Annotated in this window: 13 protein-coding genes; 9 read left to right on the top strand and 4 right to left on the bottom strand. The window is 73.8% G+C overall.

Features of this window, described 5'->3' with window-relative positions; translation table 11 throughout:
• Window positions 1-8 precede the first annotated feature (8 nt).
• A complete protein-coding gene (locus tag P696_RS0106535) occupies window positions 9-1,142 on the top strand; it encodes a glycosyltransferase family 4 protein (RefSeq protein ID WP_026411697.1) in 1,134 nt (377 codons plus the stop codon).
• A 91-nt stretch (window positions 1,143-1,233) separates the two neighbouring features.
• Here the strand turns inward: P696_RS0106535 and P696_RS0106530 are convergent, their stop codons facing one another.
• The gene (locus P696_RS0106530; protein ID WP_157429542.1) at window positions 1,234-2,130 is read right to left on the bottom strand and encodes an esterase/lipase family protein; all 897 of its coding nucleotides are present in this window, start codon (window positions 2,128-2,130) and stop codon (window positions 1,234-1,236) included.
• A 90-nt stretch (window positions 2,131-2,220) separates the two neighbouring features.
• Between P696_RS0106530 and P696_RS0106525 the strand changes: the two genes are divergently transcribed.
• Window positions 2,221-3,891, top strand: coding sequence for a penicillin-binding transpeptidase domain-containing protein (locus P696_RS0106525; protein ID WP_051466973.1), 1,671 nt, complete (start codon window positions 2,221-2,223; stop codon window positions 3,889-3,891).
• A gap of 71 nt (window positions 3,892-3,962) precedes the next feature.
• Complete coding sequence (locus P696_RS0106520; protein ID WP_026411694.1) at window positions 3,963-4,616, top strand: SDR family oxidoreductase; 654 nt, start codon at window positions 3,963-3,965, stop codon at window positions 4,614-4,616.
• Between the two features lie 63 nt (window positions 4,617-4,679).
• Here P696_RS0106520 and P696_RS0106515 read toward each other — a convergent pair whose 3' ends face one another.
• Together P696_RS0106515 and P696_RS0106510 are read right to left on the bottom strand one after the other, a co-directional pair.
• Window positions 4,680-6,659 carry an AMP-dependent synthetase/ligase gene (locus P696_RS0106515; protein WP_026411693.1) on the bottom strand — a complete coding sequence of 660 codons (1,980 nt, stop codon included), beginning with the start codon at window positions 6,657-6,659 and terminating at the stop codon, window positions 4,680-4,682.
• Window positions 6,660-6,729: 70 nt separating this feature from the next.
• Window positions 6,730-8,517 (bottom strand): AMP-dependent synthetase/ligase, encoded by a 1,788-nt coding sequence (locus P696_RS0106510; protein ID WP_026411692.1) that lies wholly within the window; start codon window positions 8,515-8,517, stop codon window positions 6,730-6,732.
• A 390-nt stretch (window positions 8,518-8,907) separates the two neighbouring features.
• Here P696_RS0106510 and P696_RS0106505 point away from each other — a divergent pair, with 390 nt between their 5' ends.
• The 6 genes from P696_RS0106505 (at window position 8,908) to P696_RS0106480 (ending at window position 13,532) form a co-directional block, all read left to right on the top strand.
• Window positions 8,908-9,600: a copper homeostasis protein CutC gene (locus tag P696_RS0106505; RefSeq protein WP_026411691.1), complete on the top strand. Its 693-nt coding sequence runs from the start codon at window positions 8,908-8,910 to the stop codon at window positions 9,598-9,600.
• A 214-nt stretch (window positions 9,601-9,814) separates the two neighbouring features.
• The gene (locus P696_RS0106500; RefSeq protein ID WP_026411690.1) at window positions 9,815-10,582 is read left to right on the top strand and encodes a metallophosphoesterase family protein; all 768 of its coding nucleotides are present in this window, start codon (window positions 9,815-9,817) and stop codon (window positions 10,580-10,582) included.
• Window positions 10,583-10,643: 61 nt separating this feature from the next.
• Window positions 10,644-11,078, top strand: coding sequence for an SRPBCC family protein (locus tag P696_RS0106495; RefSeq protein ID WP_026411689.1), 435 nt, complete (start codon window positions 10,644-10,646; stop codon window positions 11,076-11,078).
• Between the two features lie 65 nt (window positions 11,079-11,143).
• Window positions 11,144-11,782, top strand: a complete 639-nt coding sequence (locus P696_RS0106490) for a hypothetical protein (RefSeq protein WP_026411688.1) — start codon at window positions 11,144-11,146, stop codon at window positions 11,780-11,782.
• Between the two features lie 31 nt (window positions 11,783-11,813).
• The gene (locus P696_RS0106485) at window positions 11,814-12,758 is read left to right on the top strand and encodes an ROK family glucokinase (RefSeq protein WP_026411687.1); all 945 of its coding nucleotides are present in this window, start codon (window positions 11,814-11,816) and stop codon (window positions 12,756-12,758) included.
• 78 nt (window positions 12,759-12,836) lie between these two features.
• A complete protein-coding gene (locus tag P696_RS0106480; RefSeq protein ID WP_026411686.1) occupies window positions 12,837-13,532 on the top strand; it encodes an endonuclease/exonuclease/phosphatase family protein in 696 nt (231 codons plus the stop codon).
• Window positions 13,533-13,569: 37 nt separating this feature from the next.
• Here the strand turns inward: P696_RS0106480 and P696_RS0106475 are convergent, their stop codons facing one another.
• Window positions 13,570-14,436, bottom strand: a complete 867-nt coding sequence (locus P696_RS0106475; RefSeq protein WP_026411685.1) for a hypothetical protein — start codon at window positions 14,434-14,436, stop codon at window positions 13,570-13,572.
• Between the last annotated feature and the right edge of the window lie 337 nt (window positions 14,437-14,773).

Here is a 14,773-nt window from a genome sequence, read left to right as displayed (position 1 = left end):
TGGCGGGGATGACCAGGACCCTCGTCGTGACCAATGACTTTCCACCCCGTCCGGGCGGTATCCAGGCGTTCGTGCACGGGCTGACCGTCCGGCGTCCGCCCGGCTCGGTCGTGGTGTACGCGCCCGCGTGGCGCGGTGCGGCGGAGTTCGACGCGGCGCAGCCGTTCCCGGTCGTCCGGCATCCGACGTCGCTGATGCTGCCGGATCGGGACGTCGAGCGGCGCGCGGTGGACCTTCTGCGGGCCGAGGGGTGCGATTCGGTGCTGTTCGGCGCGTCCGCGCCGCTGGGGCTGCTCGCTCCGGCGCTGCGTAGGGCCGGAGCCGGACGGATCGTCGGGATCACGCATGGGCACGAGGCGGGCTGGGCGTCCCTCCCGGGCGCGCGCGGGCTGCTGCGGCGCATCGGGGACGGTGTGGACGTGCTCACCTACCTCGGCGAGTACACGCGGTCGCGGATGGCGCGGGCGCTGTCCCCGGCGGCCGTGGAGCGGATGGCGCGGCTCGCGCCCGGCGTGGACGAGTCGGTGTTCCACTCCGGCAGTGGCGGGGACGAGGTGCGTGCGCGGCTCGGGCTGACGGACCGTCCGGTCGTGGTGTGCGTGTCGCGGCTGGTGCCGCGCAAGGGCCAGGACGCGCTGATCCACGCGTGGCCGCACGTGCTGCGGGCCGTCCCGGACGCGGCGCTGCTGCTGGTCGGCGGTGGTCCCTCCCGGGCGGAGCTGGCTCGGCTGGCGGACGAGCTGGGCGTGTCCGGTTCGGTGGTGTTCACCGGGAGTGTCCCGTGGGAGGAGCTGCCCGCGCACTACGACGCCGGGGACGTGTTCGCGATGCCCTGCCGGACGCGCCGCCGCGGCCTGGACGTCGAGGGCCTCGGGATCGTGTACCTGGAGGCGTCCGCGACCGGGCTCCCCGTCGTGGCGGGCGATTCCGGGGGAGCGCCCGACGCCGTCCTGGACGGGGAGACCGGTGTGGTCGTCCCGGGCCGTTCGGTGCGGGCCGTCGCGGAGGCGCTCATGGATCTGCTGCGTGACCCTTCACGCGCGCGCACGATGGGCGACAAGGGACGGGCCTGGGTCGAGCGCGAGTGGCGCTGGGAGGTGCAGGCCGCCCGCCTGGACGGCCTGCTCACCGCGCGGTCCTGAGCGCTGGGGCACCGCTGTGTGAGGGTGTGCGGTCAGCGGGTGCCGCTCGTGCGCGCGGGTCGGCGTGCGGAGCTGTCAGCGTGCGGAGCTGTCAGCGTGCGGAGCTGGTCAGCGCCAAGGCCGTGTAGCGGAGCGGGGAGACCCCGTCCTTGGTCGTCTTGTAGGACGCGCCGCCGTTGTTGGTGTAGCGGATCCGCCAGGAGTGACCGGAGTCCAGGTGGTGCAGGTTGTAGTGCGTGATGCCCTGCCCGGACAGGTAGTAGACCTTGTGCTTCGCGGTCGCGCCGAGTGCGGACCTGTACGGGACGCGGGTGTCGGTCGCCGCGGAGACGAGCGTCCAGTCCGTCCCGCCGCGGCCCTGGAGGGACTGCTTGGCGAGCCAGCTCTGGAGCGCGCTGCCGGGCTTCAGGTCGCGGCACTGCCGGTACTTCGTGGAGCAGCTTCCGGCGATGCCGCGGAACGGGGTGCTGAGCGTCACCACGTCCTTGACCAGCAGGTACGGAGGCCAGGACTGGGACGTGTGCGGCCGGGCCTTCACGCCCGCGAGCGCGGTCGCGGCGATGAGGCCGCCCAGCGAGTGCGCGACGATCCGGACGGGGACGCCGTGCCGTGAGTAGCGCTGGTAGACGTCCCAGGCGAACCGGCGGCCGAGCTCCAGGGTGGAGGTGTTCAGCGTGCCGTTCGTGCGCCGGGTGCAGTTGGTGTCGTGGGTGTAGTGGCCCCAGGTGATCAGTGGCCCGCGGAATCCGGCCGAACGGAGCTGGGCTTTCGCCTGCTTCCAGGACGAGGCGCAGTCCGCGCCGCCGCGCAGCGCGAGGCCGTGGAGCAGGTAGACGGGCTGGGACGTCGCGCTGCCGCTCTGCGGCGGTCCGGCGTGTGTGGTGACGGTGACCGGCGGGCTTGGCGCCGCCTGCGCGGGCGCGGCCTGGACCGCGCCGAGGGTGAGGGCGACGGCGGGCAGCGCCGCCGTGCGCACGAGTCTTCGCAAGGTCGATGAGCCTTTCGGAGGCCGCCGATCCGTCGGCGGCGATGACGACGATCGATCCTAGGGACTGACGGCCGATCTGACCCTTGAAATGTGATCTTTTACTGGGACATCATCGCGTTCTGGCTCGGGACACCGGGAGGCGCGGTGGGCGGACGGGGCATCGGATGTCTCGCGGGGGTGCTCGTGCTGGTGCTCGGCGCGGGCGGGTTCGAGGCGTGGCATCTGACGCGGCGCGACGAGGGCGGGCCGGAGAAGACCGCCGCCTCCTACTTCGCGGCCTGGGGGAACGGCGACCTTTCACGGATGCGCGGCCTGGTCAGCGACCCGCCCGGTGACTTCGCCGCCTGGCACCGCGACCTGACCAGCGGGCTGTCGGTGATGTCGGTCGCGCTGGCTCCGGACCGGGTCGTCCGGACGGGCGCGGTCGGCGCGCGCGCCGACTTCACGGTCACGCGGAACCTCGCCGGGCACGGCGACTGGACGTTCCGCTCGACGCTCGTCCTGCGGAGGCACGGCCGCCGGTGGCGCGTCCAGTGGACGCCCAGCACGCTCTACCCGGGCCTGAAGGACGTGGGCACGAGCTGGACGCTACGGGCCGTCCAGCAGCCGCGTGTCGCCTTCGTCGCCGCGAACGGCAAGCCGCTGCCGGGCGGCTCGCTCGACCCGTACGTGAGCGCCCTGGACGACGCCTACGGAGCCACCGGAGACGAGGAGTCGGACGGCGAGTCGGACGGCGAGTCGGACGGCGGGTCGGACGGCGGGTCGGACGGCGAGACCACCGCCTGGGCCGTCGAGGTGCGGCAGGGGAGCGCCCAGCCGCAGCGCCTGAAGGTGCTCGGCGGGCATCCGACGAAGAAGATCCGCACGACGCTCGACCTGCGGGTTCAGGCCGCCGCCGAGCGGGCGGTCGCTGCGTCGCCGTCCGGGCGGGCGGCGGCGGTCGTAGCGGTCCGTCCGTCCACGGGGGAGATCCTGGCCGTCGCGGACCGGCTCGGCGGGCGCGGCGCGTTCGTGTCCAGCTACCCGCCCGGCTCCACGTTCAAGGTCGTCACGGCGGCGGCGCTGCTGGCCAAGGGCGGTCTGTCGCCGTCGTCGTCCGCCGACTGCCCGGCCGTCGTCGTCGCCGCGCAGCGGACGATCCGCAACCACGAGGGTTCCGCGGGCGGCGGCGGGACCTTCGCGGACGCGTTCGCACAGTCCTGCAACACGACGTTCGCCAAGCTCGCCGTGGACCGCCTCGGCCCCGGCGGTCTGGCGGACGCCGCGACGTCCTACGGCTTCGGCGCGCCCGTCTTCACCGGCGCGGGCGGCTCATATCGGGACTTTCCGGATGTCAAGCCGGGCGCCGACCTGGCCGAATCCGCCATCGGCCAGGGGCGCGTCCAGGCCACCCCGCTGCTCATGGCGACCGTCGCCGCCGCCGTGGAGGACGGGACCTGGCGTCCGCCTCGGCTGCTGCCCGAGTCGATGCTGAAGCCGGGCGACGGCGTTCGCCCGCCGTCGGCGCACGACGTGCCGTCCGCGGGTGCGTTGCGCACGATGATGCGGCGGGTCGTCACCGACGGGACGGCCGCGTCGGCGGGGCTGCCGTCCGGGACGTCCGGCAAGACCGGAACCGCCGAGTACAACGACTCCGGCGCGTCCCATGCCTGGTTCATAGGGTTCAAGGACGATCTGGCCTTCTCCGTCTTCGTCCAGGAAGGGGACTCCGGGCCCAAGGTCGCAGCGCCGATGGCGGCCGTGTTCCTGCGCTCGCTATAGCGTCCGGCATGGTTATCCACAGGCGGACCGGGTGCGGGACCCCGGGGTTCGCGGCTCCGTAGGCTGGCGTCATGAACATCGTGATCGCGGGAGGACACGGCCAGATCGCACTGCGGCTGGCCCGGACGCTCAGCGCACGGGGAGATGCGGTGCTCAGCCTGATCCGCAACCCCGAGCAGGTGGACGACGTGCGCGAGACCGGCGCCGGGCCGGTGATCGCCGACCTGGAGAACCTCGAGCCGGACGACCTGGTCGACCAGCTCACCGGCTGCGACGCCGTGGTCTTCGCGGCGGGCGCGGGCCCGAAGAGCGGCGTCGCGCGCAAGGACACCGTCGACCGGGGGGCCTCCGCGCTGATGGCCGAGGCGGCCGGGCGGGCGGGCGTCCGGCGCTTCGTCCAGATCTCCTCGATGGGCGCGGGGTCGCCCGTGTCGGGAGGCGACGACGCCTGGGCCGCCTACATCAACGCCAAGACCGCCGCCGAGGACGATCTGCGCCGCCGCGACCTCGACTGGGTGATCCTGCGTCCCGGCCGCCTGACCAACGACCCCGGCACCGGCCGGGTCACCCTCGCCGAGCCCGAGGTGGGCCGCGGTGACGTCACCCGCGACGACGTGGCCACGGTCATCGCGGCGCTCCTGGCCGAGCCGAAGGTCAACCGCACGACGCTCGAACTCGTCAACGGCGACGTGCCCATAGCCGAAGCGGTCGCCAAGCTCGTCTGACCGCGTCGCGCGGCGTCAGGAGTAGGTGGGGTCAGGAGTGGGCGGCTTCCGGGGTGGGCGGCGTCAGGAGTAGAGGGCGTCGATGTCGGCGGCGAACTCGGCCGTGACGATGTGGCGGCGCACCTTGAGGCTCGGGGTGAGGTGGCCGTCCGCCTCGGTGAGCGGGCGGTCCAGCACGCGGTGCTTCTTGATGGCCTCGGCGTGCGAGACGGTCTTGTTGGCGTCCGCGACCGCGGCGTCCAGCGCGGCCCGCACCTCCGGGTCGTCCCGGAGGGCGGCGAGGTCGAGGGCGTCCCCGACGCGGGGGACGGGGCGTCCGCGCGTGGCCAGCCAGGCCGGGAGGGCCTCCTCGTCGAGGGTGAGCAGGGCACCGACGAACTTGCGGCCCTCGCCCACGACCACGGCCTGGTCGATGAGCGGGTGGGCGCGCAGGAGGTCCTCCAGCGGTCCGGGGGCGACGTTCTTGCCACCGGCCGTGACGAGGATGTCCTTCTTGCGGCCGGTGATGCTCAGGTAGCCGTCGTCGTCGAGTTCGCCCAGGTCGCCGGTGCGGAACCAGGCGCCGTCCATGGCCCGCTCGGTCGCCTCGGGGTTGCGCCAGTAGCCCCCGAAGACGCTGACGCCGCGCGCGAGGATCTCACCGTCCTCGGCGATCCGGATTCCGGTGCCGGGGAACGGCCGTCCGACCGTGCCGATGCGGTTGCCGCCGGGGGTGAACCGGTTGCCGACGATCGGGGCGGTGGTCTCGGTGAGCCCGTAGCCCTCGATGATCGTCACGCCGACGCCGCGGAAGAAGTGCCCGAGCCGCGCGTTCAGCGCCGCCCCGCCCGACATCGCGTACCGGAGCCGTCCGCCGACCGCCGCGCGCAGCTTGCGGTAGACCAGCGCGTCGAACACGCGGTGCCGGGCCCGGAGGGCGAGCGGCACGCGCCCGGTGTCGAGGGCGTGGCTGTAGGCGACGGCGGTGTCGGCCGCGGCGGCGAAGATCCTGCCCTTGCCGTCCGCCTCGGCCCGCTGCGCCGCGCCGTTGTAGACCTTCTCGAACACCCGCGGGACGGCCAGCAGGAACGTGGGCTGGAACGTTCCGAGGTCGCCCTGCAGGGTTGCGGGGGTGCCGTGCGCCAGCACCATGCCGCACTCCACGCAGGCCACCTGCACCAGCCGCGCGAACACGTGCGCGAGCGGCAGGAACAGCAGCGTGGACGCGCCGTCGGCGGTGATCTCCGGCACCCCGGCGAGCACCACGTTCCGCGCCGTGGCCAGGAAGTTCGCGTGCGTCAGCTCGCAGCCGCGCGGCCGTCCGGTCGTCCCGGACGTGTAGACGATCGTCGCCAGGTCCGACGCCCGGCGCGAACGCCGCCGCTCGGTGAGCTCCTCGTCGGAGACCGCCGCGCCCCAGGCGGCGAGCCGTTCCAGGTCGTCCGGCTCGAGGCCGCTGACATGCGCGAGGTCCGGCAGGTCGCCCCGGACCGCCGCCACCGCCGCGCGGTTCCCGGCGGTCTCGACGAAGATCCCGCGCGCGCCGGAGTCGCCGAGGATCCAGGCGACCTGCTCGGGCGACGACGTCTCGTACACCGGGACGGTCACGCCGCCCGCGGCCCAGATCGCGTAGTCCAGGACCGTCCACTCGTACCGGGTGCGCGCCATGAGCGCGATCCGGTCGCCGGGCTCCATCCCGACGGCGATCAGCCCCTTGGCCAGCCGCGCGACCTCGGCCGCGAACTCCCCGGCCGTCACCGCGCTCCACTCGTCCGCGCCCGCCGTGCGCACGACGCCCCGCGCCACGCGACCCGCGCCCTTCGCCGCGCCTGCGCCCTTCGCCGCGCCTGCGTCCTTCGCCGCGCGCGCGCCGCCTGCCGCCGCGCCGCCTGCCGCCGCGCCGCCTGCCGCAGCGCCGCCTGCCGTCGCGCCGCCCGCTGCTGCGGGGACGCGGCGGCGGGCGACGATGCGGCCGGGGTCGGCGAGCGCCCGGTCGAACGGGGCGTCGGTCAGGTTCGCGGTCTCCGGGAACCGCTCCCGGACGGGGACGTCGGTCTCGCGCATCAGGTCCTCACGGCCGGTCGGAGCGGATCGTCAGAGTGGAACAGGTGAGAGGGATCGGGTGGAGCGCGGGTCAGGAGTAGAGGGCGTCGATCTCGCGGGCGAAGTCCTTGATCACCACGTGCCGGCGCACCTTGAGGCTCGGGGTCATGTGCCCGGCCTCCTCGGTGAAGTCGACTCCGAGGATCTCGTACTTCTTGATCGCCTCGGCGTGCGACACGGACTTGTTGGCCTCGGCCACCGCGCGGTCGATCTCGGCGATGACGTCCTCGTCGCGGCGCAGCTCCTCCACGGTCATCGCGGCGGGCTTGCCGTGCTGGGCCTTCCACGGGACGAGCGCCTCCTCGTCCAGGGTGATCAGGGCGCTGATGAACTTGCGGCCGTCGCCGACCACGAGCGCCTGGCTGATCAGCGGACAGGCGCGCAGGCGGTCCTCCAGCGGCGCCGGGGCGACGTTCTTGCCCGCGGCCGTGACCAGGATCTCCTTCTTTCGCCCGGTGATGCTCAGGTAGCCGTCGGAGTCGAGTTCGCCCAGGTCGCCGGTGTGGAACCAGCCGTCCTCGACGGCCTCGCCGGTCGCCTTCTCGTTGTTCCAGTAGCCGCGCAGGATGTTGACGCCCTTGGCGAGGACCTCGCCGTCCTCGGCGATCCGCACCGAGACGCCCGGGATCGGCTGCCCGACGGTGCCGATCTTCAGCGCCCCAGGCCGGTTCACGGTGATCGGGGCGGTGGTCTCGGTCAGGCCGTAGCCCTCGAGGATGGTGATCCCGACGCCGCGGAAGAAGTGCCCGAGCCGCTCGCCGAGCGCCGCGCCGCCGGAGACGGCGTACTGGACGTGTCCGCCGACGGCCGCGCGCAGCTTCCCGTAGACCAGGACGTCGAAGACCTTGTGCTTCAGCTTGAGCCCGAGGCCGGGCCCGCCCGCGGAGAGCGCCTGGCTGTAGGCGATCGCGGTGTCGGCGGCGGCGGCGAAGATCTTGCCCTTGCCGCCCGCGATGGCCTTCTGCTCGGCGCCGCCGTAGACCTTCTCGAACACGCGCGGGACGGCCAGCAGGAACGTCGGCTTGAAGGTGTCCAGGTCGGGCAGCAGGCGCTTGATGTCGCTGTGCCCGAGGACGATCCCGCCCTCGATCGTGGCGACCTGGATGAGCCGCGCGAACACGTGCGCGAGCGGCAGGAACAGCAGCGTGGACGACCCGGCCACGGTGACCTCGGCGAGCGCGCCCTGGATGGCGTTGCGCGCGGTCAGCACGAGGTTCCCGTGGGTCAGCTCGCAGCCCTTGGGACGGCCCGTCGTGCCGGAGGTGTACACCAGCGTCGCCACGTCGCCCGAGGACGCGATCCGCCGCCGCTTGTCGATCTCGGCGTCCGCGACCTCGGCGCCGGAGGCGGTCAGCTCGCCGACCGCGCCGTCGTCGATGCCCCAGACGTGCGCGAGGCCCGGGACCGCGTCCCGGACCTCGGCGATGGCCGCCACGTGCTCGCCCGTCTCGGCGAACACCGCCTTGGCCCCGGAGTCGCTGATGATCCACTTCACCTGCTCGGGGGAGGAGGTCTCGTAGATCGGGACGCTCACGCCGCCCGCCGCCCAGACGGCGTAGTCGACCAGCGTCCACTCGTAGCGGGTGCGGGACATCAGCGCGACACGGTCGCCCGGCTCGAGCCCGGCGGCGACCAGGCCCTTGGCGAGGGCGGTGACCTCGGCGGCGAACTCGCCCGCGGTCACGGAGGTCCACGCCTCGCCGACGCGGCGGCGGATGACGATCGTCCCGGGCTGCTCGGCGGCCCGGGTGAACGGCGCGTCGGTCAGGTTGGTGGAGTCGGGGACCTCCACCAAGGCGGGGACGCTGAACTCGCGCACGGCCACTCCTTGGTTGATCACGGCTAAGGCGGGGACGACGGTACAACCTCTTGCTACTCGATGGTAGCTACGGGTCGGCGCAGGTCGGTAGCGGCGAATCCGGCGGCCCTCGCGCGCCGGCCGGACGCCTCGCGCGCGGAACCGGCCGGCCGGTCCTTCCGCGATCATGCGAGATCCCGTGCAGCTCGGCGAAAACGGGGCATAAGGGCTCGTGGACGGCGGGCTCCGGGCCCGGTTCCGGGACGCCGCCACCGGCTCGTCCGGGGGGACGCCCGGCGTGATCGTCGCCACACGGTCACAGCCGGGCAACGTCCAGGGTGGGCGACGGAACCCCCGGGTCCGGCTGCCCTACCCTTGACCAGGACATATTCGGCTGTGCGAGGAGACGCGGTGGCCCTGCTGGAAGTGATCGCGCTGACCGCGGAGGACGCGCGCGCCGCCGAGGAGGGCGGCGCCGACCGGCTCGAGGTGGTCGCCGACATGGCCGCCGACGGCCTCACCCCCGATCCGGAGGTCGTCGTGGAGATGCGGCGGGCCACGACGCTGCCGATGCGGGTCATGCTGCGCGCCAACGCGGGCTTCCGCACCACCGCCCCCGAGCTGGACCGGCTGCGCCGCGCCGCCGAGGGCCTGGCCGAGGCCGGGGCGGACGGCTTCGTCCTCGGCTTCCTCGACCCGTTCGGCGTGGTGGACGCCGGGTCGGTCGGCAAGCTCGCCAACGCGCTCCCGGGCGAGCTGCCCTGGACGTTCCACCGGGCCCTCGACCACAGCGCCGACCCGGTCGCCGGGTGGGCGGCCGTCCGGCGGCTGGGCTGCGACACCGTCCTCACCGCCGGATCCCCGCGCGGCGTCGAGTCCGGGCTGGACGTGCTGGTCCGCCGCGCCGCCGAGGGCCCGTCGTCCGCGCGGCTGCTGATGGCGGGCGGGGGCCTGCGCCGCAAGCACGTGGCCGTCCTCGCCGCCGCCGGGGTCGGCGCGTTCCACGTCGGCACGGCCGTCCGCCCCGAGGGCTCCTGGGAAGCCCCGGTCGACGCGTCCCTCGTCGCCGAGTGGCGCTCCCTGGTCACCGCCGCCTCCGCGTAGAGCCCGCCCTCCTGCGTGCGCGCCCGCGCAGAGGCGCGTGGACGCGCGTTCACGTGGAGGCGTGGAGGCGCGTGCATGCGTGCGAGACGCGGTCAGTGGAGGGACGTGGCTGCCCTCGCCGCGGGGTGACCGGCGGTCCGGGCTGGGAGGTCCGGGCGATCGACGGGCGGGGCTCGTCGTGCTCGTTCGTCGCGCGGGCTATTAGGCTCGTTTCATGCGGATCCATGTGGTGAGCGACGTCCATGGCCGCGCGGAGGCGCTCAGGAACGCGGGGGACGGCGCGGACGCGCTGGTCTGCCTGGGCGACCTGATCCTGTTCGTCGACTACTCCGACCACGGGCGGGGAATCTTCGCCGATCTGTTCGGGGCGGAGAACGCCGACCACTTCATCGCCCTGCGCACGGCCAAGCGCTTCGACGAGGCGCGCGAGTTCTCGCGGCGGATGTGGTCCTCGTTGGACGGGGACGCCTGGCCGCACATCGAGAAGGCCGTCCGGCGGCAGTACGCGGAGCTGTTCGAGGCGATGCCGACGCCCGCCTACCTCACCTACGGGAACGTGGACGTGCCGCGGATGTGGGGCGACTTCGTCCGGCCGGGGCACACCGTCCTGGACGGTGAGGTCGCCGAGATCGGCGGCCTCCGGTTCGGGTTCGTCGGCGGCGGGCTGCGGACGGTCTACCGCACTCCGAACGAGATCGACGACGAGGAGTTCGCGGCGAAGGTCGCGGCGGTCGGCGAGGTGGACGTGCTGTGCTGCCACATCCCGCCCGCCGTCCCGGAGCTGCTGTACGACACGGTCGCGCGGCGGTTCGAGCGGGGCAGCGAGGCGGTGCTCGAGGCGATCCGCGCGACGTCCCCGCGCTACGTGCTCTTCGGCCACGTGCACCAGCCCCTCGCCCGGCGGATGCGGATCGGCCGCACCGAATGCATCAATGTGGGTCATTTCCGGGCGAGTGGGAAACCCTACGTACTGACGATCTGACCGGGAGCCGCGGGGACCCCCGGCGGCGCAGCGCAGCAGCAGGAAGGCGGAGGAAGGCCCCATGGCGGACCGTACGAGCTCGTCCATCACGATCAAGGCCGCGAAGGCCGACGTCATGGCGGTGATCGCCGACCTCCCCGGGTACCCGGAGTGGGCGAGCGGGGTCCGCTTCGAGGTCACCGAGACCGGCGACGACGGCCGCGCCAGCCGCGCCCGGATGGCCCTGGAGGGCGGCCCGATCAGCGACACCGTCGGCCTCGCCTACACCTGGGACGGCGACGACGCCGTCCGGTGGGAGCTGGTCGAGCCGGGGGCCATGGTGACCGGCCTGCACGGCGCCTACGCCCTGGACGACGCGGGCCCCGGCGAGACGCTGGTCACCTACGAGCTGGCCGTGGACGTCCGGATCCCGATGCTCGGCATGATCAAGCGCAAGGGCGAGAAAAGGATCATCGACTCCGCGCTCAAGGGCCTGAGACGACGCGTCGAGGGCTGACCGGTGTGCCGCGCCGGGCGCGAGCCGCTACCGTAGCCCGCTGACCAGGGATGGACAATGTTCTCATGACCGACCAGCAGCCAGGCGACCTCCTCGACGAGGCGGCCAAGCTCCTCGACGCCGTCCGGCGCCGTGTGGGCGACGCCGCCCGCGCCGCTGCGTCCGGGCCGCGCCCGTCCCTGGACGACGACGAGGACGTCTGGGCCCGCGCCACGGCCGACGCGCACGCGCACGAGGACGCGCGTGCGGATGAGGGCGCGCGGACGCGCGATGATGTCTGGGCTCGCGCCACGACCGACGCGCGTGCGCGTGTGGACGAGGACCCGCGTGTGCGTGAAGGTGCTCGGACGCGCGATGATGTCTGGGCCCGCGCCGCAGAAGAGGCGCGGGCTTCGGAGCATGCCCCGGGTTCGGGGCGGGCGGAGGCGTCCCGTGGGGACGCGCGCGAGCGTGGGAAGGCGGACGGCGAGGACGTGTGGGCGCATGTCCTCGCGGAAGACCCGCACATCGCGACCGGTGCTCTGGAATGCCGGAACTGTCCGGTGTGTCGGGCGATCGCGCTGGCGCGCGAGTCCGGTCCGGACGTCCGGCGGCATGTGGAACAGGCCGGTCGCTCGCTGCTGGCGGCGGTGTCCGACGTCGTGGCCGCCTACGGGCGCACCCGGTCCGGACGGTCCGGCCGGGACGCGGCGGACGTCGGTTGACAACTCAACGAATTGGCGGAGGGAAACGCTCATGGCCCTGACCATCGGCGTGGACGTGGGCGGGACGAAGGTCGCCGCCGGTGTCGTCGACGACCGGGGGAACATCCTGGAGAAGGTGCGCCGGCCCACGCCGTCCACCAACCCCAAGGAGACCGCCGACACCATCGCCGAGGTCGTCGACCTGCTGAAGGGCAAGTTCGAGGACGTGACGGCCGTCGGTCTCGGCTGCGCCGGGTTCGTGGACGAGACGCGCTCGGTCGTGATGTTCGCGCCCAACCTGGCCTGGCGGGACGAGCCGATCAAGGCGATCGTCGAGGGCCTGGTCGGGCTGCCCGTCGTGGTGGAGAACGACGCGAACGCCACGGCCTGGGGCGAGGCCCGCTACGGCGCGGGCCGCGGGCACGACTTCATGGTCCTGGTCGCGCTCGGCACCGGCATCGGCGGCGGCCTGGTCATCGACGGCGAGCTGTACCGGGGACGGTTCGGGGTCGGCGCGGAGTACGGGCACGTCCGGGTCGTCCCGGACGGGCGCCGCTGCGGCTGCGGCAACCGGGGCTGCTGGGAGCAGTACGCCAGCGGGAACGCCCTGGTCTACGAGGCGCGCGAGCTGGCCCGGGTGTCCCCGGCCCTCGCCGGGCGGCTGCTGGAACTCGGCGGCGGCAGGCCCGAGGGCATCAACGGCCCGCAGGTCACCGAGGCCGCCCGCGAGGGCGACGCCGCCGCGCTGGAGTGCTTCCGCACCATCGCGCAGTGGACCGGCCAGGGCCTGGCCGACCTCACCGCGGTCCTCGACCCCGGCTGCTTCGTGATCGGCGGCGGCCTCTCCGACGCCGGGGACCTGCTCCTGGAGCCCGTCCGGCAGGCGTTCACCAACGCCCTCACCGGCCGCGGCCACCGGCCGCTCCCCGAGATCAGGATCGCCGAACTCGGCTCGGCCGCGGGCATCGTCGGCGCCGCCGACCTGGCCCGCCTCTGACCGTCCCCCCACTGACGCCGACGACGCCCCGGGCCGCCACCACAGGCCCGGGGCCGACGCGGGGGAGGAGCCGCGACCGTGACGGTACGCGTGGTCAGCTACAACATCAGATCGCTGCGGGACGACCCGGACGCTGTGGCGCGGGTCGTCCGCGCGCTGCGCCCGGACGTCCTGTGCCTTCAGGAGGTTCCGCGCTTCGGGAACTGGTGGTGGCAGCGCCGCCGCCTCGCGCGCGCGTGCGGGATGCGCGTCGCGGCGGGCCGCCGCGCCTGCGGGCTCGCCGTGCTCACCGCCCCGCACGTCGAGCGCGTGGCCCGCGAGTTCCACCTGCTGTCCCGCGTCCCCGGCCTGCACCGGCGCGCGCTGGCCGTCGCCGTGCTGCGGGTGGACGGCTCGCCGCTGATCGCCGCCAGCACCCACCTGGACCTGGCCGACGAGCCGCGCCTGCGCCACGTCGGTGAGATCCTCGCCCGGCTGGAACGCGCGAAGGGCCGGTACAGGGCCCCGATCGTCCTCACCGGCGACATCAACGAGGAACCCGGCGGCCCGGCCTGGGGACGCCTCGCCGACCGCTTCCAGGACGCCCACGCCGTGGCGCCCGAGGGCGACGCCCTCACCTTCTCCGCCGCCGACCCGGCCCGCCGCATCGACGGCGTCTTCACGGACGAGGGCGTCGAGGTGCTCGGCTGCGGCGTCCCCACGGACTCCGGCCTCCGGGCCGACTACCCCGAGGCCACCGACCACCGGCCCGTCCTGGCACGCCTGAGCCTCTGACAGGCCGGGCCCGCGCCGACGGGAAGGGCGTTCGGGGTCAGACGACGGCGCCGTCGTCGTCCGGCGGACGGGGCTCGTCGCCCATACGGAGGACGAGGGTGACGAAACCGCCGATGAAGGCGGCGACGGCGAGGAACGCGGCCCAGCCGGGGACGTCCCAGTTGAGGACGACCGTGATCAGCAGGTAGAGCGGGCCGCCGACCAGGGCGATCCAGGCGCCCTTGGTGAGCGGGTCGGCGGTCGGGAGCGGCGGCGGGGGCGGGGGGATGTAGTGGCTCTCGTCGTCGGCGGGCGGAAGCTCGTCCTCGTCGTCATCGAGGTCGGCGGCCCGGATCACGCGCGCGCGGGGGAGGCGGCCGGTGCGGTCGTCGCCCTCGCCGGGGGGCTCCTCGTCCTCGCGGATGTTCTCCTGGTCGGGCCAGGGGACGCGGTCGCCCTCGGGCTCGGCGTCGAAGTTGGCGACCAGGTCGGCGAAGATCGCGGCCTCGTCGCGCTCGGCCGTCCCGGCGGACGAGTCGGCGGAAGAACCGGTTTCCGGGCCTTCGGCGCGCGGGGTGTCGGAGGTCTCGCCGTCCACGTCCGGCTTGGCCGGGCCGTCCTCGGAGGCGGAAGGACCGCTGCCGGGGGAGGGGTCTTCGGCGGCGGCGCCGTCCGAACCACGGGACGCGGCGTCGCGCAGGCGCGTGAGGTGGACGCGGAGGATGCCCTCGGCGGTGTGCTTGAGATCGACGTCCACGTAGAGGCGGTCGAGATCCTCCTCGGCGGCGGGCTGGTCGGGCGGGGCGGCGTAGGCGGCGACACCCGCCTCGCGCAGGGCGTCGAGCATCGCGTCCGCGAGGTGGGGGGCGAGGTCCACCAGCGGGGCGTAGGTGTCGGCGCTCAGGCCATTGCCACGGCGACTCACGGGGTCGGCTCCTTCGACTCCTGCGTGACCGATGGCACCGGCATGACGGCCTCCGCTCCCCCATTACTCTGTGTACGGCGTGTGCACTCGCGCGTGCACGAGGCACGCCGGTCGGCGGCTCACCCGGACACCGCGAAACGTGTGTCCCACGGTATTCGCTGCGCCGCCCGGAACAAGCCCTCGGGCACACCCGATTGTGGTACTGCTGTACTTCCACAGCAGAGCCTACGGTCCCCGGGCACCCCTGCGCGCGCGAAGCGGCGGCCGGAGAGGTCCCGCGGAGTGGGCAGCACCCCGCTCAGATGGGAAGATGTCCCATCATCTCCCTTAGGAAGGT

This window comes from Actinomadura oligospora ATCC 43269, from assembly GCF_000518265.1.
Taxonomy (GTDB): domain Bacteria; phylum Actinomycetota; class Actinomycetes; order Streptosporangiales; family Streptosporangiaceae; genus Spirillospora; species Spirillospora oligospora.
This window is presented reverse-complemented; position numbering and strand designations above follow the sequence as displayed.

Excerpts from the sequence above, each read along its gene's own strand:
- P696_RS0106535 (WP_026411697.1), top strand. The coding sequence starts at position 9 with ATGACCAGGACCCTCGTCGTGACCAATGACTTTCCACCCCGTCCGGGC.
- P696_RS0106500 (WP_026411690.1), top strand. The coding sequence starts at position 9,815 with ATGCGGATCCATGTGGTGAGCGACGTCCATGGCCGCGCGGAGGCGCTC.
- P696_RS0106520 (WP_026411694.1), top strand. The coding sequence starts at position 3,963 with ATGAACATCGTGATCGCGGGAGGACACGGCCAGATCGCACTGCGGCTG.
- P696_RS0106485 (WP_026411687.1), top strand. The coding sequence starts at position 11,814 with ATGGCCCTGACCATCGGCGTGGACGTGGGCGGGACGAAGGTCGCCGCC.
- P696_RS0106515 (WP_026411693.1), bottom strand. The coding sequence starts at position 6,659 with ATGCGCGAGACCGACGTCCCCGTCCGGGAGCGGTTCCCGGAGACCGCG.
- P696_RS0106495 (WP_026411689.1), top strand. The coding sequence starts at position 10,644 with ATGGCGGACCGTACGAGCTCGTCCATCACGATCAAGGCCGCGAAGGCC.
- P696_RS0106490 (WP_026411688.1), top strand. The coding sequence starts at position 11,144 with ATGACCGACCAGCAGCCAGGCGACCTCCTCGACGAGGCGGCCAAGCTC.